Genomic DNA, 25637 nt, shown 5'->3' with positions numbered 1-25637 from the left:
CAATCTCGGGATCAATCTCGGGTCGGCTGCGGCCCGCAGGCGGAGAGGGGCAGACGGGTGAGGAGGAAGACGCGGTTCTGCGCATCCGGCGGCACGAAGCGGCCGCTTCCCCGGCAGGTCGCGTCCGGACTGAAGCCGGGCGCGCCGACCACCGGCCGGTCGAGCCGCGACTCCGCATCGTCGTTGACGATCCTCAGCCGGCCGTCGGGGAGGAGATCGACGGCGAAGCTGCCCGCGCAGCTCGCGCCGCGCCCGCAGCGGCGGATGCGTCCGCCGGTCTCGACGCAGCCGATCTCGCCCTCGGCCCGTCCGCCGTCGGTGAAAGCGATGCGGAGCGTCAGGTCGAGCTCCGGATCGATCCGGTCGGCCTGCGGACGCAGCCTGATCAGTCCGCGGGACGAGCCGGAGAGATGGATCGCGCTCACCACCTGCCCCGGGTGGCGGGCGATGTGGTCCGCGTCGTAGCGGCGCCCGTAGCAGGCGCCCGCCACGGGGAAGGCGCGCTCGGCGGCAAAGCCGCTGCCCTCGGCGTTTGCGCCGCCGGTGGGAAGCAGGGCGAGGACCGCCAGGAAGCGGGCAAGCTGCGGCATCGAGAGCCTCGGACCCATCATGTTCCATTCACTCGGGGAGCGCGGGCGTCGCGGCAGCCGCGTCACGACAGCCACGCGCCGATGAGCGCCCGCAGGCCGATGCCGAGCCAGATCACGAGCGTCAGCAGCATGAAGGGCAGCAGCAGGATGACCAGCCAGCCCATCACCAGAAGCGTGTAGAGCAGCCCGCCGATATCGATGCCGGCGACGAGGCAGGGATGCGCGCTCCCCTCGTCGACCCGGCAGCCGGTGAGATGGGCCAGCGCGAACCCGAGGGCGAACAGCAGGGCCGGCGTCCAGACGAGGACGGTCACGGCGAGCATCATGCGCCGGCCCCATCGCGGCAGCGGTAACCGGTAGGGCTTCCTTCCATCCATGGTGTGCCTCCGCCGCCGATCACAGGGTGAAGCTCGCGACCCAGATCCGCCGCCAGCCGGGTCCGGCCGGCGCGACGACGACCTTCACCGACCGCCGCCCGTCGAACTGTTTCTTGCCGCCGAAGCTTCCCTCCGGCGGTGCCGAGATCCAGCCCTCGAACGACGTGCTCATCAAACCGAGCCCCGGATCGGCGCCCGCTTCGAGACCATCCGGTACGAGGCGCGCGGCGAAGGCGTCGGCCTCCGCCTCCGGCGCATCGAGGCGCAGCAGGACCAGGCGGTCGATTCCCGCCTCGGTATAGGTCCGCAGGTCGCGGCGGCCGGGCGGCAGGGGCGTTTCGAGAAAGGCCTCGACGGCCTCTGGCGTCATCGTCGTCGGCGGCAATGAGCAGGCCGCGAGCGCCGGCCCGGCGGCGAGGGCGACGAGGAGGGCGCACCGGATCATCTCTCGCTCCGCCGGCCGCTAGAGCCGAGGATGCGCAAGCCCTGCTCCGTCTCCTCAAGAGGGAAGCGGCCGAGGGCCTCCAGCACTGCGCGGGCGTGCGCCATGTCCTGCGGGACGGTGGGTACGGGGCGTCCGTCCCCGCTGGGCCAGCGGGCGAGGGTGGGCAGTTCGAGCCACGTGATGGCGCGCAGCTCGAGCGGGCCGACCGTAATCGAATCAGCGTAGGGCCGCGGCGGCCAGAGGTCGGCCCGCTTCGGCAGAGTCATGACCCGCGGCTCGGGACGATCGATGAACCGCACGACGATCCGCGCCCGGCCGAAGCCGGCCTCATCGAGGGCGGACAGGAGCTTGCGCCACTTCGTGTCCGACATGTGGGCGTGCGAGACGTCTCGCCGCGTTTGGGTGCCGAGGCGGCGAAGGGTTTGCCGGCCGTGTTCCGTCATGCCGGGTCCCATCGCTTTCGCCCCGTCACGGTTCGCGCCGGTAGACGCCGCGGAAGGTGACGTTCATGCCGCCGCAGGCGAGGTTGTCCTCCACCACGAGCCAGGGCCCGAGCCGCCGCAGCCAGACCTTGCAATCGTACTCGCCGCCCTTCGTGACCGGCAGCGTGTCCTTCTCACCCATGGCGAAGCTGGCCCCGTCGCCTGCAGCCGTGACCGTGCCGGAGATCTCGCCCATGTTGACCCCGCCGCGCTTCACCCGCTCGGGGTCGCCCAGGCCCCAGGTCGCGTCGCCCGTGACGGAGAGGGTGCCGGGCTTGTCGCCGGGCTTGATCCGGATCTGTCCCTCGGCCTGGCTCCAGGTGCCGAGCCAGTCCCCGGGGGCGACCGGAGGCGGAGGCTCCGTCGTCACGGCGTCCGCCGGGATCCAGCCGGTCCGGGCCAGATCACCCTTCGCGCCGCGATAGCTGGCGCAGACATAGCCGCCGCGGCGCTCTCCCAGGATCACGGGGTCGCCGGCGACGAGATAGGCCCGCTCGCGACATTCGGCGCTCGCATCGGGGCAGCCATTCTGCGCAAGTCCATCCTTGATGAAAGCGGTGCGGCCCGCTGCGACGATCCGACCGAAGCCGAGAGCCGGCCCCTCCGAGAGCGAGGGCGTGCGCCGGCACTCGTTCTTCGTGGGCGACGGGCGATCCTGCGCTTCCGCCGCCCCGGTGGCGGCCAGAAGCGCGACCAGGACGAGGCCGCGTGACCCGCGGCTCGGCCGGGGGATAGAATGGGAATGGATCAAGGGAGCGCTCTCGTCCGAATGGTGCGAAAGGGAATCAGGCGAGGGATCGTGGCGGCACTGGTGCTGGCCGTCGTCGCGGCAGCCGGTTGGCACCTGCACGATGTCCTGGCGCAGGATGCCTGTCTCGATGCGGGTGGCGCGTGGCGGGACGGCGCCTGCCGGCGCTGATGGTCCCTCGTGCCGCGAGGCGTCGGCGGGCTCGCCCGCATCCTCAATCCATCCCTGCCAGGTCGGTGAGTTCGGCGGTGCTCCGGCCGGCCTGGACTAGCAGGCCGATCAGAACAGCCGCGTTGCGGCCGGTGCCGCCGGTGAACGAGACCGCCACCTCGCCCTCGCAGCGGGCGCGGCGATAGACGCGCCAGCTCACCGCATCGCGACCGAGGCGGCGACGCGCTCGGCGCGGGCCAGCGCGTCGGTGCGGTCGATATCGGCGAAGCCGATCGCCCGCAGGTAGCGCCCGCCCTCGAACACCGTCATCTGGGTCAGGCCGAGCGTGCGTCCGGTCTTGGCGTCGGTGCCGGTGCCGCGAAGGCGGACCACGACCGCGTCGCCCCGGGTGCTGCGGTCCTCGTCGGTGACGACGACGTTCGTCAGGTCCTTCTGCGCGGCGAAGAGCCGGCGGGCGTAAGTCGTCTCCGCACCCGCCGGGACCGGCGCCTGCCCCAGCGACGGCGTGATGACGACCACGGGCTGCTCGCGCTCGGGATCGACGTCCTTCGGCCCCTCGGTCAGGAGCAGGCCGTTGCCGGCAAAGACGCCGATCGGGCGAAAGCCGGCGGTGTCGCCGACGGTGAAGGGCAGGGCGGCGACTTGATCGGCGAGGCTCGCCTTGGGCCTGAACGCGATCGTGCGCAGCGCTGCCTCGACCGTAGGCGCCGGCACCTGCTTGGCCGCCGCCTCGGGCACTTGGACGGTCACGAGCCCGGTGCCCGCGGCGCCGCGGATCACGGCGACCCACTTGGCGTAGGTCAACCCGTTGGCGCCCTGCGTGCCGCGCAGGACGAAGCCCTCGCCGCCCGCCGTGCTCAGCGGTTCGGGCCCGCTTTTCACCCGGAAGCCGGATGGCGCCAGCGCCTCGGGCGTGAACTTCCCGTTGATCTGGTCCCAGGCTTCCGGCGGCATCTCCACGAGGACGATCGAGGCGCCCGAGCGGTGCTCGAAGCCCGCGAAGCTCGCGGCCGGCTTCATGCCCGGCGGCGGCGCGAGGCCGAGCGACCCGGCGGGCGGGAAGACGGGCTCGGCCGCGAAGACCGGCGCGGCGGAGGCGACCAGTCCGGCGAGCAGGCTGCGCAGCGCCCACCGGCTGGGAACGAGGCGGGCGAACCGGCGGCGAAGAGGGATGCGATCGGTCATGGCGTCTCTCCGAAGGCTGCGTGCGGAAGGGCGTCGCTGGGGATCCGGCACCGGGATCAGCGGGTGGCGACGCGGCTGACGACGAAGGTGTTGCCGGAGAACTGGACCTGCCCCGGCGCGCTCATGTGCTCCAGCATCAGGCGCAGGTTGCGGCCGAGCCGGGCGGAATCGGAGCGGGTCTCGTACCAGTACTCGGCGGTGGCCCCGCCCGAGCGCACCGGGCGGTGGTGCTCGTAGCAGCGGAAGGCGGCCATGTACTCCTCGGCCGCCTGCACCTCCTGGGGCGAGAAGCCGTTGAGGCGCACGACATAGGCCGTCGGCAGGCCGCCGCAGGATTCCCCGACGGCCGCGGCGGGCGGAGGCTCGGCGCCGGGCAGGGCGTTCGGAAGTCCGGCCGGCGGAGCCCCGGTATCGGCGGCTCGGCGGGGGGCGATCACGCCGTCGAGCTTGGCCGTGAGCGCGGTAGCGACATCGGCGGCGATGCTCTTCGCCTCCGCGCCGACCCGTTCGAGCAGGCATTCCCGGTCGCAGCCCTGCGGCAGGGGCGGAAGCTGCAGCCCCGCCACCTCGAAGGCGCCGAGCGATTGCCCGGTGCGCACGTTGAGGAGCCGGCCGGGGATGCGCACCTCCGGCCGCACGATGTCGGAATAGGCCGATTTCGAGGCCGAGGCGTAGACCTGGAACACCGCCACCACGTCGAGCGGCGGGTTCTGGACCGCGCGGGCGACCTCGATCAGCTCCGCGTCGCGGCGGCGGACCCGGTTGGCCTGGGTGATCCCCATCGCCACCGCCGTCTCGTCGTAGACGTTGTAGCCGCGCAGGTTCATCGTCTCGGAGAGTTCGGCGATGACGCGCTGGAAGATGCGGTTGCCGCGGGGCACCGAATCCTCGTCGGCATCCTCGCCCATCACGACGATGTTGGGCCGGGTCTGCGCCTGCACCTGGGCGGCGAGGCCGAGGAGGGAGCCGCCGATCAGAGCGAGGGCGAGGAGGCGGTCACGCGTTCGGGTACGCAGCATCGGTGTCATCCTGTGTGTCGGGCTGTGTGTTGGGCCGTTGGCCGGCGGTGGTGTGGCGCGGTTCACTCGGTGCAGGGCAGGGGCGTCGGTGCCGCGCCGAAATCGTCGAGGTCGAGCGTGACCCGGCGGCGGGGATCGTCCGGCGCGTCGGCCGCGCAGGTTCGCTCGGAGGCCGGCAGGATGAAGCGCAGGGCGCCGCTCGGCGCGGGCGCGATCAGGCTGACCTCGACCCGCCGGTTGATCCGCGCGAAGGGCTGGGACGGGTCCTTGGGGCGCACGGGTCCCCAGCCGTGGATGCGCAGACGGCGCGGATCGATGCCGTAGGTCTCGACGAGATGGGCCTTCACGCTGCGGGCGCGGGCGAGCGAAAGGCGCCGGTTGTAGCCGAGCCCGCCCGCCGCATCGGTGTGCCCCGCGATGAGGAAGCCGTGGCCGGAAAGCTCGCGGGCCTGCAGCGCCTGGCCCAGCGGTTCGAGCTGAATGCGCGCCTCCGGCGTCAGGCGGGCACTGTCGTAGGCGAAGAACACGGTGAGATCGACCGAGCGGGCGGGATCGACCCGCAGACTCGGGCCGCCGTCGCCGGGCGAGACCGCGACCGGCGCGGCGGGACGGCCCGGATTGCCGTCGGCGAAGGGCGCGAGCGAGCGGATGATCGCGTTGGCCGAGGGGTTCACCGCCCCGGCCTCGGCCCGCTCGGCGGCCTCGTCGCGGGCCGGGGGCACCTCCGCTCCGGCTTCCCCCTCGGCGGCAGGCGGGCGAGTGCCCGGTACCTCGGTCAGCGGGTTGGCGCGGGCGGGCGCGAGGGCAAGCGCCGCGCTCGCCGCCAGCATCAGCGCGAGGCGCGCAAGCCGCGCCGTCGCTACGTCGATGACCGCTGTTCCGCCGCGCGCGGGCGCGCTCCGTTCGATTGCCCCCATGGCGTCCGTCTCCGTCTCACGGGCCTTGCCGCGGCCCCGTCCCACTCATCCCTGGACTCCGCAGAGCGGTTTTCGCCGTCTGCTCACGAAAGAACTTTGCTCAGCGCCCGCGCAGGATCGCGTTCATGCTTGCGGGATCGAGGGGCCCATCCGCGGGCGGTCCGGCGGAGGGTTTCGCGGCGGGGGTCGCGCCGGTCTTCGGCCCCGCGCCCGCCGGAGGCGGCGTGTCCGCCGCAGCGGCGACCGGGCGGCCCTGGGCGGCGGCGATCCCGGACAGGATGCGGCTGCGTTCGAGGATGGCCGAGAGCCGCGTGGCCTTGTTGAAGCTCGACGGGTCCTTCGGGTCGAGGCCGCCCTCCTTGTGCAGGGCGATGCCGGCGACGGAGGCATCGAACATCAGCGAGCCGGAGGAACCGCCCAGCGTGTCGCAGCGGTGGCGCAGGTCCGGCCCCTCGGCCTGATCCTTCATCGCGAAGCAGCGGAAGCGGCTCATCACCTTCGGCCGCCCGAGGGGGTGGTGGATCACCAGCATCGAGCGGTTGCCCGGCACGGCCTCGCCCGAGAGGCGGACGGTGCCGTAGGCGGCGCTCGGGTTCCCGGCGACGCGAGCGAGCGCGTAGTCGAGGCGGGCGTCGTACTCGACCGGCTTCGGGTCGATTTCGAAGCGGCGCGCGCCTTTGCCGTCGAGCGTCAGGTAATCCATCAGGATCGACGCCTTGACCGGAGCGAGGTCGCCCGATTGCGGCAGGCAGTGATGGTTGGTCAGCACGTAGTCGCCGGGCAGCAACGCGCCGGTGCAGGAGGCGCCGACCTGCTGCCCGGTGCGGGCGTTCCGCAGGACGATATCGACGCGTCCGATCGGGCGGGCCAGCGCGGCGAGCCCGTCCTTCGGGTCGAGCTCGCTGATCGGCTCGAACGCGCCCTTGTTCTGGTCGACATAGGCCGCCGCGTCGCCGGTGGTTTGGCGCAAGGGAAGCTGGGCCCGGCCGTAATCGGCGGGGTCGAAGCCGAGGCTCTGTGCGAGCGCGGAATCGGCCGCGCCGATGACGGCCGGGCCCAGCGCGAGCAGCAGGGCGGCGGCGCTCGAGGCCGATCGGGCGGGCCGGCGTCTCCGGCGAATCGGGGTCATCGTCTCCCTCCTCTCCGTCAGGGTTGTATGCCCGGCCGGTACGGCTGGGTCAAAAGTCTCAGGGTGCGGACTGCACACCCATCAGCGTGTCAGGGCATGGACGAGCCGCTCGCCCGGCGGCGCGGCGCCTGCCTCCGGCCGCGCCTTGGCCTCCGGCAGGGCATGGACCGCGTAGACGAGGTTATGCCGGCCGCCCTCGCGGAGGTAGAAGCCCTGCGCCCCGTCCGCGAGCCGGACCGGAGGCAGGGCGGCGGCGCGCAGCTCCGGCCCGATTTCGAGGCGCAGGCCGGGCGCCGCCGCGATGGCCAGCCCGCACAATTCGGGCACGAGCCGGGTCGGAGCGAGGCGCTCTGCGCCCTCCGGTGCCACGGCGCGGCGCTCGGGCGGGTCGGCGCCGAAGGCCACGCGGCGGCAGGACGAACCGGGCGGGGCCCGCAATTCCTCGACGCGGATCGCGGCCGGCTTCTCGGCCGCCGTCTTCTCCGCGATCGGCTTCTCCGACGCGGACGGGGAGGGCGGGTCGGTCTCCGCCGTCCGCACGGGTTCGGCCGACACGGCGACGGCCGCCGGATCGCTCGCCGACTTGATGACGGGAGCCTGCCGCCCCGCAAGAGCCATGAACCCGGCCAGTCCGACGAGGCCGGCCGCCGCGGCGGCGCCCGCCGGCAGGGCGACGCGCCGCCAGTGCCGGCGCGGGTCCGGCCGGTCCGCGCCTTTCGGCCCGGTCAGCGCCTCCACGGCGGCCGGCACATGTCCGGCGGGCAGGATCTGCGGCGTCTCGGCCCGTGCGAGGGAGAGGAAGGCCGCCTCGGCCGGCGCCCGCTCCGGCCCCTCCGGCAGCAGAACCGCGAGTGGTACCTCCGGTACCTCGGCGAGCAGGGTGCGGGAGCGTTCGATCTTGTCGAGGAGCGCGTAGTCGCCGGGCAGCACCGCGAGATCGCGATCGACCGCGCCCGTCGCCCAGAGGATCAGGTCGGCCTGCACCGGCTCCGCGACGAAGCGATGGCCGCGCGCCGCGAGGCCGTGGGCGAGGCAGACCGGAACCTCCCACGAGCGGCCGGCGTCGAACGAGCCGGACAGGCGCAGTTCGTGCGGCGCTCCCGCCTCCGCGCCGAGCCGGGCGACGGGCCCGCCCGGCGCACAGAGCCGGGCGTAGTCGGCCGACCAGGGCAGCGGGCGGTAGTCGCCGTCGGCGAAGGCGGCCGGCGCCGGGAGGCCGGGGCGCGGGCTCAACCCGCGCAGGCAGAGCGGCCCCCGCGTGGTCGGGATCACGACGAGGATCGCAGTCCCGCTCATGCGCGGGTCGTCCGCCGGGGCGCGGCCCGTCTTCGCACAACCTGTCCGCTCACAACAGAAACACCGCGCAGGCGGGGTCGCGCAGCATCTGCCCGAGCCGGTCGGCCTCGGCCACGGCCGGATCGAGGGCGAGCAGGATCGCGCCGTCGAACGGCGCGCCGAGATCGAGCCGCACCGCCTCGTCGCCGAGCCAGGTCTCGATCCGCCGCGGCATCCGCTCGTCCGGCCCGCGCAGGATCAGGAGCGGGGGCGTGCCGTCGAGGATCTCCAGCTCGAACGGGCCGACCCGACGCCGGGTCAGCGAGCCGTCCGAGGCCGCCGCGGCGAGGGGAGCATGGGCAACGGCCTGCGCGCCGAGCAGCGTGCGGTAGCGCCGGGCGGTCTCCGGGTCGGAGCGGATCGCCCGGACCACCGCGAGATCGACGGGGCTTCCCGGATCCCGGTTGACATGCTCCCAGAGGGCGGCGTGGCTCGGTCGAGCCGCGGAAGGCGGCGCCCGCATCAGGGCACGGGCAGCGTGAATCTCGGCGAGCAATCGAGCGTCTTCACTCACGCGGCGGCCTCCCCGGCATAAGCCGCAGCGAAGGCTGCCGCGAAGACGGACCGGTCCGCCGCGAAGGCCGCGTCGAGGGGGCGCTGGCGGGCGAGCGCCGCGAGCGCCCGTTCCAGCCGGCCGGCCTCCTCCGCCAGGCGCAGGAGCGCCGTCTCGGCGGAGGCGAAGCCCGCGGCCAGGGCGGTACGTTCCTCGAAGCCGGCCCGGCGCACCCGGCGCAGATCTGCCTCCGCGGCTTCCAGCGCGTCGCGCGTCGCGGGATCGAGACCATCGCGCTCGCCGATCCGCAGGGCCGCCGCGATGCGCAGCATCCGGGCGAGGTGGGCCGCCAGCGTCCCGGCCCGCTCCTGCAGTTCCGCGTAGCTCCGGGCTTCGGCGCAGGTCGCCCGCTCGGCGACTTCGCCGCCGCCCCCGCCCCGGCGCAGGCGGTTGGCGATGCCCGATTGAACCTGCCCGAAGCTCGCGGCCCGCAGCGTCGTCAGCGGGCGGGTGCGGTGGAAGGGTTCCAGGCGCAGGAAATCGGTCAGCTCCTCGCGCTCGGCGCCGGTGAGGATCTTCGGACCCTCCGGCCAGTCGGCGAGAAGGGTCACAAGGGTCTCGGCCGGCTCGGAGGCGGCGAGATCGCCGAGGGCGGCGTCGAGCCGTTCCTCCCAGCCCGCATGGGCGTCGAGGGAGACGGGGGCGGACAGCCCCTCCAGGCCGCCGACGAGATGCGCACCCGCCTCGAAGGTCACGAAGTGCTCGGCGACGGTGCGGAAGCCCGGCCGTTCGCCCGCCTCCATCTCGCCGCGCCAGAAAGAAAGGATGTCGTCGTCGGTGAAGGCTTTGCGCCCGGCCAGGAAGCCGAGGATCGCGCGGAAGCGGCGCTCCAGCGGTGCCAGCGGCAGGTGGGCGTTGCGGTAGGCGGAGAGGTGGCGGGCGAGGCGCTTGGCCAGGAAGGCGGCCCCCTCGGCATCGGGCGCGGCGGCCAGGTCGTCGAGCCAGCCCGTCACGGTGGCGAACTGCGCCAGATCCTCCGCCGTCAGCACGAACTCGGCCAGGGCGAGCAGCCGCGCGAGGCCGGCCCAGCTCGTGCGCCACGCCTCGCCGAGGACCGGGCCGCGGCTGTCGGCGGCGACCGTGCCGGAAAAGCGCGCCTCCGCGGCTCGGCCGGTCGCGAGGCCGGGGTCGAGCGCCAGGGTGACGAGGTCGCGCCCGCTCCCGGCCTCCGTCGCGCGGGCCAGGGCGGCGAGGGCGTGGGCGAGGTCCCAGAGCGGCTTGTCGCGGTTCGGGCGCACGGCGCCGGTGACGACCCGGGCGAGCCAGACGCGATCCTCGCGCGGGAGGTCGCGGCCGTCGCAGACTGCGGCCAGATCGGCCGCGCAACGCTCGTCGTACCCGCCGGTCATGCGCCTCCCGATACCGGGGCGCCGTGCAACCCCTTGCGATTCCTCGATTCGCCGTATGGTTATCCCGAGCCCGGCCATCCGTCACCCTCCCGCCCCGCGCGAGGCGCGACGCAGCTCCCCCATGGGCCGGGCAGAGCCCGATCGGGATCGGGCGCGTACGAAAGCGCGATCGTCATTTCGGCAGGATGTCGGCGGCGCGGGCCGTGGCGATCATCGCCGCGTGCATCGCCCCGTCGTCCACGTCGCCGGTCAGGTTGCCGAGGGCCGTGTCGAACGCCTCGTTCTGCCGCCCCATGAAGGCGCGCCGCTCCTGCGTGTCCCGGGGATAGGGCTTGGGAAACAGGGCGATGCCGCGCTCCACCGCCGCGGCGTGGCCGGGCAGTCCCATCGCCTTCAGCGCCTCGGCCACGTCGGGGGCGAGCACGCCGGACGAGTTGAAGAAGGCTTGGTGCACCGAGCCGTTCAGCATCTCCGCCTCGAAGATCCGGACGGCGATGATCCGGGCGTGGGGCGCGGGCAGGGCGGCGAGACGGGCGGCCACCGCGGCGGGCGCGTCGTAGTGGTTCAGGCACTGCCAGAGCCCGCCGGTGAGGAAGCTGAGCCGGTCGTCTTCGTCCGCCCCGGCTCGCAGGGGCTCGTAGATCGCGGTCAGTTCCGGCGAGCGGGCGATGCGCGCGACCGCCTCATCCAGGGGCCGCGGAAGGGTCCGGAAGCGCTCGGACAGGCGGTCCAGGGCGGCATCGAGCCTCTCGTCGCGGATCTCGCCATGCCCGTCGCTCCAGCGGGCGTAGCGCTGGGCCTGCGTGCCGCCGAAATCCGGGCCGAACAGGGCCGTTCCCTCGCGCAGCAGCGCGGCATGGGCGGGCAGCCCCTCGGCATCGAGAACGTTCAGGACTTCGTCGAGGAAGACGCTGTCGGTGAGAACGAAGAAGCCCTTCAGCCCGGTTGCGCCACTGGTCCAGTGATCGAGCGCGGCCAGAAGCAGGACCGGACGCTCGGCCTCGCCGAAGGTCCTGAGTCCCCGGGCGAGGGCGGAGCGCATCGTCGCGGCGCCGGCTGCGTCGAGGGAGAAGCGGTCGAAATTCCGCTTGTTCGGCCCGGGGAAGAAGAGGTCGGGCATGCGCAGCGGCACGGCCCGGCTCTCGACGGCCTGTGCCATCGGATAGTGCCGAAGCGCGTCGAGGTCGCAGCCCCGGCTCTGCGTGCAGGCGCCGAGGACAACGAGGCAGGCCGCCGCGAGGGCGTGGCGCCAGGACATCATCGCCTCACGCGCCCGCCTTGCCGGCCGCTCCCTTGCGCCGCCCGGCGGTCAGCCAGAGCAGCGCGAAGGCGAGAGCGCCTCCGGCGAGGTTAAAGGCCAGGAAGGCAGCGCCCCGGTCGAACGGAGCGGGCGGGACCGCACCGGCGAATGCGTAGACCCCTGTCATCGCCGCCGTGCCGACCGCGTAGGAGGCGACCAGGGGAATCGGCAGAGCGCGTCGCAGGATCCAGGCGAACAGCGCCCCGAGCAGCGCGGAGCCGAGGACAAGGCCCAAAAAGCTTCCCGCCAGAACCGCCATGTCGACCCCTCTCTTCTCGCGCTGCCCCCGGCCGTCGGGCGGAGCGTCAGCGCACCACAATCCGCGCCGTCGCCTCGGTCACGCCGGGCGTCGCCCGGATCTTTTCCAGAAGATCGAGCATGTCGGAGGGCTGCAGCAGCCGCGCCTCTCCATCCTTGCCCGGTGCCGCCGCGAGCCAGCGCCCGGCGAGATCCGGCGGCAGGCCGCCCTCGACGCCGAAACAGGCGAACAGGTTCTCGAAGGGTTCGCCCGCGACGATCTCGTCGAGGCCGTAGCCGCGCGGGTAGCGCCGCGCCTCGCCGGCTTTGAGGGCTTCGAGCGAGGCGGCGTTCCCGCGAACGGGGAGGGCGACGAAGGCCGTCTCGTCGGGGGCGACCACCCAGCAATAGAGATTCTGCCGAGCCCGCGACTCGATGCGCATCTCCAGCCGTTGCCCGGCGGAGAACGGCGTGGCGGTGGCGGCGACCGTGAGCCGCCCCGCATCGGTGCGGGCGGTGGCCGCGAGATGGTCGAGGAAGGGCCGCGGGGTCGGATCGCAGCCAAGGCCCTCGACGCCGATGCGGCGGCGCCCCGTCGGGGCGAGCACCGCGCCGTCGCGCTGGAATTCCAGCTCCATCCAGGATTGCCGGCTCTGATCGGTGAGGAAGCGGCCGTGCGCGGTGACCGGCCCGGCGCAGGCGGTGCCGGGCGGGCTGCGGCGCACGTCGAGGCGCGCGCCCTTGAGGATGCGGTTGGCCGAGCGCGCCTCGGCATCGAGGGCGATGAGGAGGCGGTCGGTGAGCGCGCCGGCGCAGGTCGAGTGCCCGCCCTCGGCCACGAAGGGGCAGACCTCGATGGCCTGCACGTTCGGTGCCGCCGCGGCGAAGGCCTTCACGGCGCCCTCCATCACCGCGTCGATATCGGCGACGGCCGCCCCGACGCGGATCGGCACGATCAGGGGCTCGCTCGTCGCCTTGCAGGCAGCGGTACGGGTGATGGCCTGGAGCCGCAGGGCCGCAGTCTCGCCGGCCCGGCGCGCCTCGACCAGGAAGACGCTGGCATCGCCCGCGAAGGCGGCGCGGATCTGCGCCTCGGCCTCCACCCCAGACAGGCCGGACGTGCCCTCGCGCAGCGCCTTGATCCGCACCACGTCGGCGGCGGCGGCGAGCCGCACGCGGCCGGTCGCCTGGAGCCGGCTCTCGACGGCGAGGCGCACCTCCTCCGCCTGCTCGCGCGAGAGCGCCGTCTGGCCCGGCTCGACGCCGACCACGGCGAGCGTCAGGTCGGGCCGTCCGGTGCAGGCCGCCACCGCGTCGAGGAACGGGGCGAGGGTGGCGGTGGTCGGATCGGCGCGGGCGGCCGTGGGAAGAACGAGGAGAGCCGCGAGGAGGAGCGATCTCATTCCGCCTCGTTGGCCCGGGCGTACTGGTCGAGGGCGCGGACGAAGACCGGGTTGAAGCGGCCGTCGAGGGCGCCGGAATAGTAATCCGCCTCCTTGACCGCGCGCTGGACGGTGCGGATCGTCTCGGGCTTCAGCTTCTGCGCCGCCGTGTCGGTGGCCGAGACGGACGCCGCGCCGAGTTCGCCCCGCTTGAGCGCCCGCAGCACCATGTCGGCGGAGCGCATTCCGGGGAAGTAGCGGCCGAAGCCGTTGTCGATCAGCGTCGCCATCGTCGCCATCGCGACCGGATCGCCCTTGTCCGCCGCCCGGCGGAACAGGTCGAAGCCCTGGCGCAGGTCCTTCGGGAAGCCGTGGGCGCCGGTGGCGTAGTGCGGCACCAGCTTCGAGATCGAGGGCACGTCGCCGCCCTCCACCGCGCGCTTGTAGAGCGCCACCGCGCCGGCCTCGTCCTTGGGGATGCCGTTGCCGTATTCGAGCATCCGGGCGGCGTTGGCGAGCGCCACCACGTTGCCGGCCTCGCCCGCCTGCCGATAGAGCCGGTAGGCCTCAGCTTGCCCGCGCTTCACCCCCTGGCCGTTCTCGTAGAGCGTGGCGAGGTTGTTCATCGCCGCGATGCTGCCGGCTTTGGCCGCCCGATCGTAGGCGGAGAAGGCCTCCTTGGAGCGGTCGGCCCGGTCGTAGGCGCGGCCGAGCTGGTAGGCGAGGCGGCGCAGCTGCGGGTAGGCCGCCGACGCCCCGCGGCAGGCCTCGATGGCCGCGGACGCCTCGATCCGTCCGAGCTTCACCCCCGGCACGCCCTTCGGCCGGTCGGGATCGTCGGTGCCGGCGGCGAGCTCGTCGCAGCGCTTCACCCGCGGATCGGTGCTGGGGTTCGTGCCGCCGAGATAGCCCTCCGCGAGGCTGCGATAGGCGCAGACCTCACCGCAGGAATCGAGATAGGCCTGATACTGCCGCGCCGCGCCGAACTTTGCCCAATTCTCCTGGTCGATCGCCGCCGCATCGCGCTTGCGGCCGGCGAGCAGGCGGTCCATCGCCTGGGAGCGGTAGGCGCAAGCCTCGCCGCAGGTGCCGACATAAGCCTCGAACGCCTCGCGGGTGCCGAGCGTCTCGGCGCGGCGCCACGCCGCCTCGTCGCGGATCGCGGCGACGCCGCCGGCCACCGCCGCGACGGGGAGCGAAGCCTTCAGCACGATCGGCGCGTCGTCGATCTCCGGCACCTGTTCGCGGCCCGAGGCGCGGCGCGCCGCCTCCTCGACCTCGCGGCGCAGGTAGCTCTTCAGCTCCGGCCAGCGGATCAGCCCGTCGCTTGTCCCCTCCGCGCCCTCGGCATCGGCGAGCCCCGAGACGCCCATCAGGAAGCGGCTGGTGAGAAGGCCGAGCCGGTTCGGCTCGTCCCAGTTCGCCGGCGTCGCGCCGGAGGTGGCGACGAGGCGCACGATCCCGCTCTCCGCCTTCGGCCGGGCCGGGGCGAAGCCGGGGGCGGAGACCGCGAGCAGGCTCTCGCCCTTGCGGCCGGTCTCGCCGGTGAAGCAGGCATCGACCATCACCACGAGCTGGCGTTCCGGCCCGATCTTGCGCTTCACGAGGTCGAGGTTGCGGTAGAGGGTCTCCAGGGCATAGCCGCTCTCGCCCTGGTTCGGGTTGCCGTCCTCCGGCAGCAGGAAGGGCTGCTTGCTCGCCAGATCCGGCACGCCGTGGCCGGAATAGTAGACGAAGACGTTGGAGCGGCCCTCGCGCACGCTGCGCCAGAGCCGGCCCGATTGCGGATTGCGCTCGGTGCCGAAGACTTGGTTGAACTCGTTGAGGGTCGCGTCCTTCAGGAGGAAGACGTTGCTCTCGCGGTAGCCCAGGCGCTCGATCAGGTAGGCGCGGATCGCCTCGGCGTCGTTATGGGCGAAATCGACCGGCACCGTCTGCTTGTAGCTGCGGTTGCCGATCACCACCGCGACCGAGTCGGCGTTGTCGGCGAACGGCGCCGCCTCCGGCGCGGCGCGGGCCGGTGCGGCGAGGACGAGGCAGGCTGCCAGGAGGAACGCGGCCTCGTGAAAAGCGCGGCGCGCGGCGGAAACCAGGCCCTGTCTCGGCATGCGGATCGTCCTCTTCTCGGCTCGCGGGCCGAGTCTGAATTCCTTGGGAAGCGGGGCGCCCGCCTCGGGCGCCACCCAGGGTTAGCCGCTCGATGGCTGGGAAACAATGTCGCGTCGGGGGAGCGCCGTACGGGCGAGGAGGCGGGTTCGGACATCGGCCCTCAGCCTCCGGTGAACAGCACGAGGATGAGGCCGAAGGCGGCAAGGTGGAGCGGGCACAGGGCGGTCAGCATCGCGTCGCCCCCTTACGGCAGGTAGAGGCCGCGGCCGCAGCGGCGCACCCGGCGGGCTTCGACGTAGCCGGTGTAGCGGTTGAACACCTCGACAGTGCGGTAGAGGCAGTACCGGCCGGAATTGCGCCCGTTGTAATAGACGCCGCCATTGTCGAGATCGACGCCGAGGAATTCCTGGTTGCCCGTCCGCGGCGCGTCTTCCTGGGCGAGGGCGGAGGGAGCGGCGCCGAGAAGGCCGGCGCCGACGAGGGCCAGGATCATCATCTTGTTCATGTCGCATCTCCCTGATGGGGCGGTGTGCATCCGCCTTCGCCAGGGGCATGGGAGCGACAGACCGGTTTTCGCGCGGACGGCCCGAAAATAAGTGGGGCCGACGGATCGGCTCATGCCACGGAGGATTCGGGCCCCTCGATCAGGCGCAGGCTGCGGCGCAGGCTCTGCGGCGGGTGGCCGAAGGCGCGCAGGAAGGCGCGGCGCATCCGGTCGCGGTCGGCGAAGCCCGCGTCGCGGGCGACCACGTCCAGGGAGTGGCGCCCCTCTTCGAGCATGGCTTTGGCCGCCTCCAGGCGCAGCCGCTCGACCGCCTTGGCCGGGGATTGCCCGGTCTCCTCGCGGAACAGGCGGCTGAACTGGCGCGGGCTGACGCGCGCGGCCTCCGCCAGCTCCTCCACGGTCAGCGGGTTGCGCAGGTGCTCCTTGGCGTAGACGAGGGCGCGGCGAACCCGGTCCGAGCGCGGCTCCAGTTCGAGCAGGGCCGAGAACTGCGACTGGCCGCCGGGGCGGCGGTGATAGACCACGAGCTTGCGGGCGATGGCGCGCGACAGCTCGGCCCCGTGGTCGTCCTCGATCAGCGCCAGGGTCAGGTCGATCGCCGCGCTCATCCCGGCCGAGGTCCAGATCGGGCCGTCGGAGACGTAGATGCGGTCGTCGTCGACGCGGATCAGGGGGAAGCGCTCCTGCAGGTCGCGGGCATGGGCCCAGTGCGTCGTCGCCACCCGCCCGTCGAGCAGGCCGGCCTCCGCCAGGGCGAAGGCGCCGGTGCAGAGGCCGGCCACGCGCCGCGAGGCCCGGCCCGCTCCTGCGATGTAGTCGCGCAGCCGCGGCGTGAGCGGGCGCGGCAGCAACTCGCCGACCACCATCAGCGTGTCGGGGGCCTCCGCCAGCGGCACGGTCTCGATGCCGATGCCGAGGGAGGAGCGGACGGTGCCGCCCCGCTCCGACATCACCGTCAGCCGGTAGGCCTCGCGTTCGAGATGCACGTTGGCGAATTCGAAGGCCGACAGGGCGGCAAGCCCCATGACTTGGAAGCCGTCCTCGAGAATGAACCCGACCTGTCGCATCGGTCACGCCTCACTCATGTCCTGATTTGACGGTTATACGTCATTCCGGACATCGCGGTCCAGGGCTAGGGTCCTGACATCGCCGCCGACGGGCAAGCCGCCCGCCGGTCGGACCTCGGAAGGACCATCGATCATGACCCAAGGAACCGTCCTCATCACCGGCGCCTCCTCCGGCATCGGCGCCGTCTACGCCGACCGCTTCGCCGCGCGCGGTCACGACCTGATCCTCGTCGCCCGCAACCGGGCGCGGCTCGATGCCGTGGCCGAGGCGCTGACCCGCCGCCACGGCGTCGCGGTGCGCGCCGTCGAGGCGGACCTGACGGACCGCGCGGGCCTCGCCGCGGTCGAAGAGATCCTGAAGAGCGATGAGAGCGTCACGCATCTCGTCAACAATGCCGGCTTCGGCAGCGCCGCGCCGCTCGCCGCGGCGTCCGTCGACGAGATGGAGCGGATGATCGCCATCAACGTCACCGCGCCGATGCGCCTGACCTACGCGGCGGTACCGGCCTTCACCGCGCGGGGCCGGGGCACGATCATCAACATCGCCTCGATCGTCGCCATCGGGCCGGAGGTGCTGAACGGGGTCTATGGCGGCTCGAAGTCGTTCGTTCTCGGCTTCAGCCACAGCCTGCGCAAGGAACTCGCCGGCACCGGCGTGACGGTGCAGGTGGTGCTGCCGGGCGCGACCGGAACCGAGTTCTGGGACGTGGCGGGGCTCCCCGCCAGCAACCTGCCCAAGGACTGGGTGATGTCGGCCGAGGATCTGGTCGATTCGGCTCTGGCCGGCCTCGACCGGGGCGAGTTCGCCACCATTCCCTCACTTCAGGACGCCGCCGAGTGGGAGGCCTGGGAGGCGGCGCGCCAGACCATGCTGCCTCACCTGTCGAGCGCCGTCCCCGCCGCGCGCTACCGCACGGTGCGGTAACAGGTTTCGAAAGGACAGGTCCTTTCGCGGGTCCAGGGCGGAGCCCTGGAAGAGGGCCGGGGTGCTGCCCCGGTGCCCCGCCAAAGGGATGATCCCTTTGGGAACCCCGGACATCACGCTGCGAGGTTCAATCCGTCGCGGCCGGCGAGGCTCTCGCTCAGGAAGGTGATGAGCGGCTGGACGAGGTCGGCGGCGCGCTCCTCGCCGAGCACCATGACTTCGGTCATCGGCAGGGCCGGCCAGATTTCGGGGGCGCGCAGAATCTGCATGCCCTCCTGCAGGAAGGAGCGGCCGAGCAGCGTCACGCCGAGGCCGCCGGCCACCGCCGCCTGCACGCCGGAGAGGCTGCTGGCGGTGCATGCCGCGTTCCATTCCCGGCGCACCGAGTCGAGCGCCGCGATCATCATCTCGCGGTAGCTGCAGGGCGGGGCGAGCATCACCAGCCGGGCGGGCTTGGTGAAATCGAGCTCGTAATCGGCGGAGGCGAGCCACACCAGCGGCTCGCGCCAGATCACCCGGCCGCGGGGATGGCTGCCGCTGCGCTTGGCGATCACCGCGTCGAGGCGGTCGGCGTCGTAGGCTTCGAGCAGGGTGCAGCTCAGCCCGGTCATCAGGTCGATATGCACCCCCGAATAGAGCCGGCTGAATCGCGCGAGCAGCTTCGGCAACTGGCCGGGGATGAAGTCCTCCGACACGCCGAGCCGCAGGGTGCCGCTGGCCGGCGGCTCGCGCCATTCCCGCATCAGCTTGTCGTTGAATTCGAGCATCTGGCGGGCGGCGACGAGCAGCCGCTCGCCGTCCGGGGTCAGGCTGAGGGTGCGGCTGGTGCGGTCGAAGACGCGCCGCCCCAGGATCTCCTCCAGCCGCAGCACCTTCTGGCTCACCGCCGATTGCGAGCGGTGCACGACATCCGCGGCCGCCGTGAAGCTGCCGGTCTCGGCCACCGCCACGAAGGCGCGAAGCAGATCGAGTTCGAGGTCGGGATGGCGCATGGCCCGTTCGCTTCGTCGATGAGGGCGGCGGACGCTCCGCGCCCGCCGCCTGCCCCGCATCTTCGCGACCCGGACGCTGACCATCAAGTAGAAAATCTGATCGCATCGATCAGAACTATGCGTTTCCCAACTTCACCAGTGCGGCGCATCCTGCCTCTCGCCGGTCACGACGACCGGCCGGACGGGCCTTCGAGCCCGCTTCCGCTCCGCACCGAAGAGGCCCGTCATGTCCGCCTCGGCCGCCGTCCCGACGCCTTCCGCCTGCCGTGCTCTGCCGGCCGCGACCGCGCTCCGGCGCGGCGGTGCCGCTGTAGGCACGGCCCCGGCTCTTCTGCTCGGCGGTGCGATCCTGCTCTGGGGCGCGAACTGGCCGGTGATGAAGCTCGGGCTCGGCCATGTCTCGCCGCTCTGGTTCTCGGCGCTCCGCTTCGCCACCGGCGCCGCCTGCCTGTTCGCGTGGCAGGCCGCCCGCGGCACGGTGTGGCGGCCGCGGGCCGCGGACCTGCCCGTCATCGCCTCCATCGGCCTGCTGCAGATGATGCTGTTCACCGCGCTCGGCGCGCTGGCGATGACGCATCTGCCGGCCGGGCGCTCGGCGATCCTGAGCTACACCACGCCGATCTGGGTCGTGCCCGTGGCGGTCTTGGTCTTCGGCGAGCGGATCGCGTCCCGGCAATGGGCCGGGATCGGGCTGGCGGCTCTCGGCGTCGCGATCCTGTTCAACCCGCACGCCATCGATTGGCGCGACGGGACCGTGCTCGGCGCCCACGCGATGCTGCTGGCGGCGTCGGCCGCCTGGGCCGCCTGCATCCTGCACCTGCGCTACGGAGGCTCCGAGGCGTCCGCGGCGCAGCTCGCGCCCTGGCAGATGCTGCTGGCCGCCGCCGTGCTGCTGCCGCTCGCCCTCGCGCTTGAGGGGCCATTTACCGGCGACGGAACGACGACGTTCTGGGCCTGCCTGATCTTCGTCGGGCCCATCGCCACCGCCTTCGGCTTCTGCGCCGTCAACGCGGCGAGCCGGCTCGTGCCGGCGAGCCTGATGTCAACGCTGATGCTCGCGGTGCCGGTCACCGGCCTCGCGATCGCGACGGCGACCCTGCACGAGACGCCCGGACCCGACCTGATCCTCGGCGCCCTGGCGATCATCCTCGGCATCGCCGCGAGCGCGGTGCCCGCGCGCATCGCCTCGAAAGGCGGTCGCCGACTCTCGGAAAAAGATGTTGCGGAAACAAGACTTGGTACACGCCGCGACTGACGCGGTCTTCGACTGACAAGGAGCGATCCCATGCGTGCCGTCGGATTTCACGAGCCCCTGCCGATCGAGGACGATCGGTCCCTCCTCGACCTGACGCTGCCCGATCCGGTGCCGGGTCCGCGCGACCTGCTCGTCCGGGTGCGGGCGATCTCGGTCAACCCAGTCGATACCAAGGTCCGCATGCGGGCCAGTCCCCAGGAGGGACAGCCGCAGGTTCTCGGCTACGACGCTGCCGGGGTCGTCAAGGCGGTCGGCCCGGAGGTGACGCGGTTCAAGGCGGGGGACGCGGTGTTCTACGCCGGCGCGCTCGGCCGGCCCGGAACCAATGCGGAGCTTCACCTCGTCGATGAGCGGATCGTCGGCGCGAAACCCGCGACCCTGTCCTTCGCGGAGGCGGCGGCGATGCCGCTCACCACGATCACCGCCTGGGAAGCGTTGTTCGACCGGCTCGACCTGCGCAAGCCCGTGCCGGGGGCGGCGCCCGCTGTGCTGATCGTCGGCGGGGCCGGCGGCGTCGGCTCCATGGCCACGCAGCTCACCCGGCAGCTGACCGACCTGACGGTGATCACCACGGCCTCGCGACCCGAGACCGCGGAATGGAGCCGGACGCTCGGTGCGCACCATGTCGTCGACCACACCAAGCCGCTCGCGGCGGAGGTCGCGGCCCTCGGCCTCGGCGCGCCGGGCTTCGTGTTCTCGACCACCCACACCGACCGGCATCTCCCGGAGATCGGCAAGCTGATCGCGCCGCAGGGCCGGTTCGCGCTGATCGACGATCCGGAATCCCTCGACGTGCTGGCGTTCAAGCAGAAGAGCGTCTCGACGCATTGGGAGTTCATGTTCACCCGCTCGATGTTCGCCACCGCCGACATGGACGAGCAGGGCCGCCTGCTCGACGCGGTGTCGCGCCTCGTCGAGGCCGGCACCGTGAAGACGACGGTGGCCGAGCATTTCGGGGCGATCTCGGCGGCCAACCTGCGCCGCGCCCACGCGCTGCTCGAGAGCGGGCGCGCCAAGGGCAAGATCGTGCTGGAAGGCTGGGCCTGACCGCGGCGCGGCTCCGGCTGACGTCCGCTGGGGCCGCGCGGCATTGCCTTACGGGCCGTCACGTCGAACACCCAATTCGGCGGATGTCCGAAATCGCCGCCTTTATGGCGTTGCGGTCGTCGAAGCCATCGAACAGCATGACCGTTGCGGGGTGAAGGCTCAGGGGAGTCGTGCGATGATCAATCTCACGGTCAATGGTCGGCAACATGCGGTCGAGGCCGATCCGGATACGCCGCTTCTCTTCGTCCTGCGGGACACGATCGGCCTGACCGGCACCAAATACGGTTGCGGCATCGGCCAGTGCGGTGCCTGCACCGTGCTCCTCGACGGGCAGGCGACCCGCTCCTGTCAGGTGCCGCTGGAGAGCGTCGGCACGCAAGGCGTCACCACGATCGAGGCGATCGAGGCGGATCCGGTCGGCGCCAAGGTGGTGGCGGCCTGGGTCGGCATCGAGGTGCCGCAATGCGGCTACTGCCAGTCGGGCCAGGTCATGGCCGCGACGGGGCTGCTCAAGGAAACCCCCAAACCCTCCGAGGACGACATCGCCGCGGCGATGACCAATCTGTGCCGCTGCGGCACCTACAACGCCATCGCCGCTGCCGTGCGGCAGGCCGCGGCCTGAGGAGGCGGCGATGAACGATCTCACGCCGCTCCACCGCCTCGGCGCCCGGCCTGCCCGCGAGCCGGTGCGGAACCTCTCGCGCCGCGGCTTCCTCGGCATCGCCTCGGGCGCCCTGCTGCTCGGCATCGACCTGCCCGGCGGGGCCGCCGCGCAGACCCGCGCCGAAGGGCCGGCGGCGGTGGCGCCCAAGCCCGGCACCCGCGTGGCCGCCTTCCTCGAAATCCGCCCCGACAGCTCCGTGCGCCTGCTCAGCCCGTTCGTGGAGGGCGGTCAGGGCATCAATACCGGGCTCGCCCAGACCATCGGCGAGGAACTCGATCTCGACCCCGCCCGCTTCGCGGTGGAATGCGCCCCACCCGGTCCCGATTACGCCGTCGTCAACGGCCTGCGCATGACCGGCGGCAGCTTCTCGACCCGGTCGAGCTTCGAGGCGATGCGTCGTCTCGGCGCCACCGCCCGGGAGATGCTGCTGCGCGCTGCCGCCGCCCGGCTCGCCGTCGCCCAGGACAGCCTGACGACCGAGGACGGCCGCGTGATCCACGCCGCCACCGGCCGCACCCTCGGCTACGGCGAACTGGCGGAGGCCGCCCTCGCGCTCCAGCCGCGGGACGACGTGCCGCTGAGGGACGCGAAGAGCTTCCGCTGGATCGGCAAGCCGGTGGCCCGGCTCGACCTGCGCGACAAGGCGACCGGGCGGGCGACCTACGCCATCGACATCCGCGTGGAGGGCATGCTGCACGCGGCGGTCACGCATGCGCCGCATCTCGGCACCGAGCCGCAGGCGGTCGCCAACGAGGCGGCGGTCCGGGCGATGCCGGGCGTCCACTCGGTCCACCGCCTGCCCGGCGCGGTGGCGGTGGTGGCCGATTCCTGGTGGCGGGCGCGCAAGGGCGCGGAGGCGCTGCAGGTCAGCTGGACGGAGGCCGCGCCGGACGGGATCGCCACGGTCTCGCAGGGCTTCTCGTCGGCGGCGATGCTCGCGGCACTGAAGGGCTCGACCGAGCCCGGCATCCCTGCCGAGCAGGAGGGTGATCCGGCCGCCGCCTTCGCGGGCGCCGCCAAGGTGATCGAGGCGGAATACGACGCGCCCTATCTCGCCCATGCCCAGCTCGAACCGCCCTCGGCGGTCGCCCGGTTCACGGCGGATGGCAGCCTCGATCTCTGGCTGCCGAACCAGATGCCGGAGCTGTTCCAGCAGATCGCCGCGAAGACCGCGGGGCTCGATCCGGAGCAGGTGCGCATCCACTCGCCGATGCTCGGCGGCTTCTTCGGGCGCCACTTCGCCTACGGCCCGGCCAATCCCTTCCCGCAGGCGATCCTGCTCGCCAAGGCGACCGGCCGGCCCGTGCGGGTGCTGTGGTCGCGCGAAGAAGAGTTCGGCATGGACGCGGTGCGTCCCTTGAGCTTCGCCCGCTTCAAGGCCGCCCTCGGGGCCGATGGAATGCCGGTGGCGCTCCAGACCACGGCGGTCGGCGAAGGCCCGATCGGCCGATGGTTCGGAGCGCTGTTCAAGTCGCCGGTCGATTCCTCGGTGGTCGAGGGTCTCGACAAGAAGCCCTACGCGATCCCGAACAGGCGCCTCGACTTCGTGAAGGTGCCCCATCCCGTCACGATCGCCTTCTGGCGCTCGGTCGGCCACTCGATGAACGACTACTTCTACGAGAGCTTTCTCGACGAGGTCGCCGAGGCCGGCGGCAGGGATCCGTTCGATCTGCGCATGGCGCTGCTGAGGGACAGCCCGCGCCACCGCACGCTGCTCAAGGCCGTCGCGGATCTCGCCGGCGGATGGCGGCGCGGCCCGTTCGCGGCGGAGGACGGCACCCGCCGGGCCCGCGGCGTCTCGATGGCCTCGCCCTTCGGTTCCGAGACCGCGACCATCGCCGAGGTCTCGCTGAAGGATGGCGAGGCACGGGTGCACGATCTCTGGATCGCCATCGATCCGGGCAGCGTGGTCAACCCGGCCATCGTCAAGCGTCAGGTCGAGAGCGCGGCGGCGCTCGGCCTCTCCTCCACGCTGCTGGAGCAGGTGGTCTACGAGAACGGGCAGCGGCAGGCGAAGAACTACGACGCCTACCCGATCCTCGATCGCGAGCGCATGCCGCGGGTCCACGTCACCATCGTCGAGAGCGGGGCACCGATGGGCGGCATCGGCGAACCCGGCCTGCCCGGCGTGCCGCCCGCGGTGGTCAACGCCGTCGCCGCCCTCACGGGCCAGCGGGTACGCAGCCTGCCGCTCGCCAAGACGCCCTTGTCCGGCGTCTGACGGCCGGTGTCGGAGGGAGGAGACGGGATCATGGCCACGGTCGCGGCGAACGAGGTGCCGCCGGTTCGCGCGGGCCTCGCGCCGCGCTTCGAGTACCTGCCGGTCGCCCTGTTCGGTTCCGTGATGGGGCTGACGGGCCTCGGCGTCGCGTGGCGTCTCGCGAGTGCGCGCTACGGCCTGCCCGCCCTCATTGCCGACGCGATCGGCTGGGGCGCGCTCCTCACCTTTTTCGCCCTCGCGCTGGCCTACGGCGCGAAGGCGGTGACGGCGTGGCCGGTGGTGCTGGCGGAGTTCCGCCATCCCATCGCCGGCAACCTGTTCGGCACGGTTCCGATCAGCCTGATGCTGCTGCCCTTCGTGCTCGGCGGCCTGAGCCCGACCCTCGCCGCGGTGGCCTGGGTCGTCGGGGCGGCGGGCATGGTTTTGTTCGCTCTCCTCATTGTCAGCCGCTGGATGGGAAGCCGTCAGCAGCTCGCCCACGCGACGCCCGCCTGGATCGTGCCGGTGGTCGGCCTGCTCGATATCCCGCTCGCCGGCCCCTTGCTCGGCCTGCCGTACACCCAGACGCTGATGATGTTCGCGCTCAGCGTCGGCCTGTTCTTCGCCGTCCCGCTCTTCACCCTGGTCTTCGCCCGCCTCGTCTTCGAGGAGCCGCTGCCCGCCGCCCAGCGGCCGACCCTGATGATCCTCGTGGCGCCCTTCGCCGTCGGCTTCTCCAGCTACAGCGCGACCTTCGGACGGATTGACGCCTTCGCCGAGGCGCTGTTCCTGATCGGCCTGTTCGTCTTCGCGGTGCTGGCCGGTCGCCTGCGCGACCTGCCGCGCTGCTGCCCGTTCCGCGTTTCGTGGTGGGCGGTGAGCTTTCCCTTCGCCGCCATGGCGGTGTCATCCCTGCGCTACGCCGAGCATGTCGGCGCGCTTCCGGCTGATATCCTGGCCCTGGCCCTGCTCGCCGCCGCCACGGCGACGATCGCGGCCCTCGCCCTCCGGACCCTCCTCGGCATCGCGCGGGGCGAGCTGCGCCGGCTCGCGGGCTGACCGGGGAGCGGGGAGGGCACCCGCGGTCTCCCGGGCGAACGGCGAACAATCCGCCCGGCCTCGGGTTTGCCGGAGAGACGCGCGCCGCGCCTCGCTTCCGCGAACCTTTGAGGACCTTCATGACCGGCGACAGGACTCGGACCGCCCGGCCTCGGCACCAGCCGCGCGCGCAAGCGGATTTCGGGACGACGCTCGTCCGGGGGCTCGTCGCGGGCGCCGCCGGCGTCGCCGCGATGACGCTCGCCGAGAAGGTCGAGCAGAGCCTCACCGGCCGCCCGAATTCCTTCGTGCCCGCGCACACCCTGCGCCGCGTCCTCGGCCTGCCGCCGCGGCCCGATCGCGAGCGGGTTGGCTTGAACTGGGCGATGCATTGGGGCCAGGGCATCGCCCTCGGGCCGCTCCGGATGCTGATGGCGGAGCGTGGAATGCGCGGCTCGGTCGCCTCGTTCCTGTTCCTGAACCTTCGCCTGCTCAACGATCAGGCGCTGGAAAACGCCACCGGTGCCGGCGCGCCACCCTGGACTTGGCCGCGGGACGAGCAGCGGGTCGATCTCCTGCACAAGGCGATCTACGCCTTCGTCACCGGCTACGTCGC

At 72.5% G+C, this 25637-nt stretch carries 28 protein-coding genes (1 of these 28 cut by a window edge); 8 read left to right on the top strand and 20 right to left on the bottom strand.

Going from position 1 to position 25637, the window contains the following annotated elements:
- Nucleotides 1–11 precede the first annotated feature (11 nt).
- The 5 genes from MPPM_RS04080 to MPPM_RS04060 all read right to left on the bottom strand — a co-directional run bounded on the left by MPPM_RS04080 (nucleotide 12) and on the right by MPPM_RS04060 (nucleotide 2645).
- Nucleotides 12–611 (bottom strand): hypothetical protein, encoded by a 600-nt coding sequence (locus MPPM_RS04080; protein ID WP_244573465.1) that lies wholly within the window; start codon nucleotides 609–611, stop codon nucleotides 12–14.
- A 41-nt stretch (nucleotides 612–652) separates the two neighbouring features.
- On the bottom strand, nucleotides 653–967 hold the full coding sequence (locus tag MPPM_RS04075) for a hypothetical protein (protein ID WP_244573464.1): 315 nt from the start codon (nucleotides 965–967) through the stop codon (nucleotides 653–655).
- A 19-nt stretch (nucleotides 968–986) separates the two neighbouring features.
- A complete protein-coding gene (locus tag MPPM_RS04070; RefSeq protein ID WP_096483951.1) occupies nucleotides 987–1412 on the bottom strand; it encodes a hypothetical protein in 426 nt (141 codons plus the stop codon).
- The gene (locus MPPM_RS04065; RefSeq protein ID WP_157914109.1) at nucleotides 1409–1783 is read right to left on the bottom strand and encodes a hypothetical protein; all 375 of its coding nucleotides are present in this window, start codon (nucleotides 1781–1783) and stop codon (nucleotides 1409–1411) included. Before MPPM_RS04065 ends, MPPM_RS04070 begins: the two co-directional genes overlap by 4 nt.
- A gap of 97 nt (nucleotides 1784–1880) precedes the next feature.
- Entirely contained in the window at nucleotides 1881–2645 is a 765-nt protein-coding gene (locus tag MPPM_RS04060) for a hypothetical protein (protein ID WP_244573463.1), read from the bottom strand.
- Between the two features lie 18 nt (nucleotides 2646–2663).
- Between MPPM_RS04060 and MPPM_RS27805 the strand changes: the two genes are divergently transcribed.
- The gene (locus MPPM_RS27805; RefSeq protein ID WP_157914108.1) at nucleotides 2664–2813 is read left to right on the top strand and encodes a hypothetical protein; all 150 of its coding nucleotides are present in this window, start codon (nucleotides 2664–2666) and stop codon (nucleotides 2811–2813) included.
- A 43-nt stretch (nucleotides 2814–2856) separates the two neighbouring features.
- Here MPPM_RS27805 and MPPM_RS27800 read toward each other — a convergent pair whose 3' ends face one another.
- From MPPM_RS27800 to MPPM_RS03995, 14 genes are all read right to left on the bottom strand, one after another.
- Complete coding sequence (locus MPPM_RS27800; protein ID WP_157914107.1) at nucleotides 2857–3012, bottom strand: hypothetical protein; 156 nt, start codon at nucleotides 3010–3012, stop codon at nucleotides 2857–2859.
- Complete coding sequence (locus MPPM_RS04055; RefSeq protein ID WP_096483949.1) at nucleotides 3009–3998, bottom strand: hypothetical protein; 990 nt, start codon at nucleotides 3996–3998, stop codon at nucleotides 3009–3011. The genes MPPM_RS27800 and MPPM_RS04055 overlap by 4 nt, the downstream gene beginning before the upstream one ends.
- A 56-nt stretch (nucleotides 3999–4054) precedes the next feature.
- The gene (locus MPPM_RS04050) at nucleotides 4055–5017 is read right to left on the bottom strand and encodes a hypothetical protein (RefSeq protein WP_244573462.1); all 963 of its coding nucleotides are present in this window, start codon (nucleotides 5015–5017) and stop codon (nucleotides 4055–4057) included.
- 62 nt (nucleotides 5018–5079) lie between these two features.
- Nucleotides 5080–5934: an OmpA family protein gene (locus MPPM_RS04045; protein ID WP_096483947.1), complete on the bottom strand. Its 855-nt coding sequence runs from the start codon at nucleotides 5932–5934 to the stop codon at nucleotides 5080–5082.
- A 100-nt stretch (nucleotides 5935–6034) separates the two neighbouring features.
- The gene (locus MPPM_RS04040) at nucleotides 6035–7063 is read right to left on the bottom strand and encodes a trypsin-like serine peptidase (RefSeq protein WP_096483946.1); all 1029 of its coding nucleotides are present in this window, start codon (nucleotides 7061–7063) and stop codon (nucleotides 6035–6037) included.
- A gap of 81 nt (nucleotides 7064–7144) precedes the next feature.
- Nucleotides 7145–8359: a hypothetical protein gene (locus MPPM_RS04035; RefSeq protein WP_096483945.1), complete on the bottom strand. Its 1215-nt coding sequence runs from the start codon at nucleotides 8357–8359 to the stop codon at nucleotides 7145–7147.
- A 49-nt stretch (nucleotides 8360–8408) separates the two neighbouring features.
- Nucleotides 8409–8912 carry a hypothetical protein gene (locus tag MPPM_RS04030; RefSeq protein WP_096483944.1) on the bottom strand — a complete coding sequence of 168 codons (504 nt, stop codon included), beginning with the start codon at nucleotides 8910–8912 and terminating at the stop codon, nucleotides 8409–8411.
- A complete protein-coding gene (locus MPPM_RS04025) occupies nucleotides 8909–10300 on the bottom strand; it encodes a hypothetical protein (RefSeq protein WP_096483943.1) in 1392 nt (463 codons plus the stop codon). Before MPPM_RS04025 ends, MPPM_RS04030 begins: the two co-directional genes overlap by 4 nt.
- Before the next feature lie 172 nt (nucleotides 10301–10472).
- Nucleotides 10473–11561 carry a DMP19 family protein gene (locus tag MPPM_RS04020; RefSeq protein WP_096483942.1) on the bottom strand — a complete coding sequence of 363 codons (1089 nt, stop codon included), beginning with the start codon at nucleotides 11559–11561 and terminating at the stop codon, nucleotides 10473–10475.
- Nucleotides 11562–11565: 4 nt separating this feature from the next.
- Complete coding sequence (locus MPPM_RS04015) at nucleotides 11566–11859, bottom strand: hypothetical protein (RefSeq protein WP_096483941.1); 294 nt, start codon at nucleotides 11857–11859, stop codon at nucleotides 11566–11568.
- Nucleotides 11860–11905: 46 nt separating this feature from the next.
- Nucleotides 11906–13240, bottom strand: a complete 1335-nt coding sequence (locus tag MPPM_RS04010; protein WP_096483940.1) for a hypothetical protein — start codon at nucleotides 13238–13240, stop codon at nucleotides 11906–11908.
- Complete coding sequence (locus tag MPPM_RS04005) at nucleotides 13237–15327, bottom strand: caspase family protein (RefSeq protein ID WP_096487709.1); 2091 nt, start codon at nucleotides 15325–15327, stop codon at nucleotides 13237–13239. Before MPPM_RS04005 ends, MPPM_RS04010 begins: the two co-directional genes overlap by 4 nt.
- A 245-nt stretch (nucleotides 15328–15572) precedes the next feature.
- Nucleotides 15573–15833 (bottom strand): hypothetical protein, encoded by a 261-nt coding sequence (locus MPPM_RS04000; RefSeq protein WP_096483939.1) that lies wholly within the window; start codon nucleotides 15831–15833, stop codon nucleotides 15573–15575.
- A 110-nt stretch (nucleotides 15834–15943) separates the two neighbouring features.
- Nucleotides 15944–16900, bottom strand: a complete 957-nt coding sequence (locus MPPM_RS03995; RefSeq protein WP_096483938.1) for a GlxA family transcriptional regulator — start codon at nucleotides 16898–16900, stop codon at nucleotides 15944–15946.
- A 133-nt stretch (nucleotides 16901–17033) separates the two neighbouring features.
- Here MPPM_RS03995 and MPPM_RS03990 point away from each other — a divergent pair, with 133 nt between their 5' ends.
- Complete coding sequence (locus MPPM_RS03990; RefSeq protein ID WP_096483937.1) at nucleotides 17034–17825, top strand: SDR family NAD(P)-dependent oxidoreductase; 792 nt, start codon at nucleotides 17034–17036, stop codon at nucleotides 17823–17825.
- A gap of 113 nt (nucleotides 17826–17938) precedes the next feature.
- Here MPPM_RS03990 and MPPM_RS03985 read toward each other — a convergent pair whose 3' ends face one another.
- Nucleotides 17939–18817 carry a LysR substrate-binding domain-containing protein gene (locus MPPM_RS03985; RefSeq protein ID WP_096483936.1) on the bottom strand — a complete coding sequence of 293 codons (879 nt, stop codon included), beginning with the start codon at nucleotides 18815–18817 and terminating at the stop codon, nucleotides 17939–17941.
- A 226-nt stretch (nucleotides 18818–19043) separates the two neighbouring features.
- On the opposite strand from MPPM_RS03985, the gene MPPM_RS03980 reads away from it, so the two are divergent.
- The 6 genes from MPPM_RS03980 to MPPM_RS28480 form a co-directional block, all read left to right on the top strand.
- Nucleotides 19044–20072: a DMT family transporter gene (locus tag MPPM_RS03980; RefSeq protein ID WP_096483935.1), complete on the top strand. Its 1029-nt coding sequence runs from the start codon at nucleotides 19044–19046 to the stop codon at nucleotides 20070–20072.
- 30 nt (nucleotides 20073–20102) lie between these two features.
- Entirely contained in the window at nucleotides 20103–21119 is a 1017-nt protein-coding gene (locus MPPM_RS03975) for a zinc-binding alcohol dehydrogenase family protein (protein ID WP_096483934.1), read from the top strand.
- Between the two features lie 175 nt (nucleotides 21120–21294).
- Nucleotides 21295–21741, top strand: a complete 447-nt coding sequence (locus tag MPPM_RS03970; RefSeq protein ID WP_096483933.1) for a (2Fe-2S)-binding protein — start codon at nucleotides 21295–21297, stop codon at nucleotides 21739–21741.
- A 10-nt stretch (nucleotides 21742–21751) separates the two neighbouring features.
- Nucleotides 21752–24004 (top strand): xanthine dehydrogenase family protein molybdopterin-binding subunit, encoded by a 2253-nt coding sequence (locus tag MPPM_RS03965; protein ID WP_096483932.1) that lies wholly within the window; start codon nucleotides 21752–21754, stop codon nucleotides 24002–24004.
- Nucleotides 24005–24034: 30 nt separating this feature from the next.
- On the top strand, nucleotides 24035–25042 hold the full coding sequence (locus tag MPPM_RS03960; RefSeq protein ID WP_096483931.1) for an SLAC1 anion channel family protein: 1008 nt from the start codon (nucleotides 24035–24037) through the stop codon (nucleotides 25040–25042).
- A gap of 119 nt (nucleotides 25043–25161) precedes the next feature.
- A protein-coding gene (locus MPPM_RS28480; RefSeq protein ID WP_173807871.1) for a hypothetical protein crosses the window boundary here: on the top strand, nucleotides 25162–25637 show its 5' portion. The gene runs 397 nt beyond the window's last position; the window shows 476 of its 873 coding nt (coding positions 1–476); it begins with the start codon at nucleotides 25162–25164; its stop codon lies off the right edge, out of view.

It is taken from the genome of Methylorubrum populi, assembly GCF_002355515.1.
Classification (GTDB): Bacteria; Pseudomonadota; Alphaproteobacteria; order Rhizobiales; family Beijerinckiaceae; genus Methylobacterium; species Methylobacterium populi_A.
Note: the sequence above shows the minus strand (reverse complement) of the source record. Positions and strands in the feature narration are given on the sequence as shown.

Excerpts from the sequence above, each read along its gene's own strand:
- MPPM_RS04080 (WP_244573465.1), bottom strand. The coding sequence starts at position 611 with ATGATGGGTCCGAGGCTCTCGATGCCGCAGCTTGCCCGCTTCCTGGCG.
- MPPM_RS04075 (WP_244573464.1), bottom strand. The coding sequence starts at position 967 with ATGGATGGAAGGAAGCCCTACCGGTTACCGCTGCCGCGATGGGGCCGG.
- MPPM_RS04070 (WP_096483951.1), bottom strand. The coding sequence starts at position 1,412 with ATGATCCGGTGCGCCCTCCTCGTCGCCCTCGCCGCCGGGCCGGCGCTC.
- MPPM_RS04065 (WP_157914109.1), bottom strand. The coding sequence starts at position 1,783 with ATGTCGGACACGAAGTGGCGCAAGCTCCTGTCCGCCCTCGATGAGGCC.
- MPPM_RS27805 (WP_157914108.1), top strand. The coding sequence starts at position 2,664 with ATGGTGCGAAAGGGAATCAGGCGAGGGATCGTGGCGGCACTGGTGCTG.
- MPPM_RS04055 (WP_096483949.1), bottom strand. The coding sequence starts at position 3,998 with ATGACCGATCGCATCCCTCTTCGCCGCCGGTTCGCCCGCCTCGTTCCC.
- MPPM_RS04050 (WP_244573462.1), bottom strand. The coding sequence starts at position 5,017 with ATGCTGCGTACCCGAACGCGTGACCGCCTCCTCGCCCTCGCTCTGATC.
- MPPM_RS04045 (WP_096483947.1), bottom strand. The coding sequence starts at position 5,934 with ATGGGGGCAATCGAACGGAGCGCGCCCGCGCGCGGCGGAACAGCGGTC.
- MPPM_RS04040 (WP_096483946.1), bottom strand. The coding sequence starts at position 7,063 with ATGACCCCGATTCGCCGGAGACGCCGGCCCGCCCGATCGGCCTCGAGC.
- MPPM_RS04035 (WP_096483945.1), bottom strand. The coding sequence starts at position 8,359 with ATGAGCGGGACTGCGATCCTCGTCGTGATCCCGACCACGCGGGGGCCG.
- MPPM_RS04025 (WP_096483943.1), bottom strand. The coding sequence starts at position 10,300 with ATGACCGGCGGGTACGACGAGCGTTGCGCGGCCGATCTGGCCGCAGTC.
- MPPM_RS04020 (WP_096483942.1), bottom strand. The coding sequence starts at position 11,561 with ATGATGTCCTGGCGCCACGCCCTCGCGGCGGCCTGCCTCGTTGTCCTC.
- MPPM_RS04015 (WP_096483941.1), bottom strand. The coding sequence starts at position 11,859 with ATGGCGGTTCTGGCGGGAAGCTTTTTGGGCCTTGTCCTCGGCTCCGCG.
- MPPM_RS04010 (WP_096483940.1), bottom strand. The coding sequence starts at position 13,240 with ATGAGATCGCTCCTCCTCGCGGCTCTCCTCGTTCTTCCCACGGCCGCC.
- MPPM_RS04005 (WP_096487709.1), bottom strand. The coding sequence starts at position 15,327 with ATGCCGAGACAGGGCCTGGTTTCCGCCGCGCGCCGCGCTTTTCACGAG.
- MPPM_RS04000 (WP_096483939.1), bottom strand. The coding sequence starts at position 15,833 with ATGAACAAGATGATGATCCTGGCCCTCGTCGGCGCCGGCCTTCTCGGC.
- MPPM_RS03995 (WP_096483938.1), bottom strand. The coding sequence starts at position 16,900 with ATGCGACAGGTCGGGTTCATTCTCGAGGACGGCTTCCAAGTCATGGGG.
- MPPM_RS03990 (WP_096483937.1), top strand. The coding sequence starts at position 17,034 with ATGACCCAAGGAACCGTCCTCATCACCGGCGCCTCCTCCGGCATCGGC.
- MPPM_RS03985 (WP_096483936.1), bottom strand. The coding sequence starts at position 18,817 with ATGCGCCATCCCGACCTCGAACTCGATCTGCTTCGCGCCTTCGTGGCG.
- MPPM_RS03980 (WP_096483935.1), top strand. The coding sequence starts at position 19,044 with ATGTCCGCCTCGGCCGCCGTCCCGACGCCTTCCGCCTGCCGTGCTCTG.
- MPPM_RS03975 (WP_096483934.1), top strand. The coding sequence starts at position 20,103 with ATGCGTGCCGTCGGATTTCACGAGCCCCTGCCGATCGAGGACGATCGG.
- MPPM_RS03970 (WP_096483933.1), top strand. The coding sequence starts at position 21,295 with ATGATCAATCTCACGGTCAATGGTCGGCAACATGCGGTCGAGGCCGAT.
- MPPM_RS03965 (WP_096483932.1), top strand. The coding sequence starts at position 21,752 with ATGAACGATCTCACGCCGCTCCACCGCCTCGGCGCCCGGCCTGCCCGC.
- MPPM_RS03960 (WP_096483931.1), top strand. The coding sequence starts at position 24,035 with ATGGCCACGGTCGCGGCGAACGAGGTGCCGCCGGTTCGCGCGGGCCTC.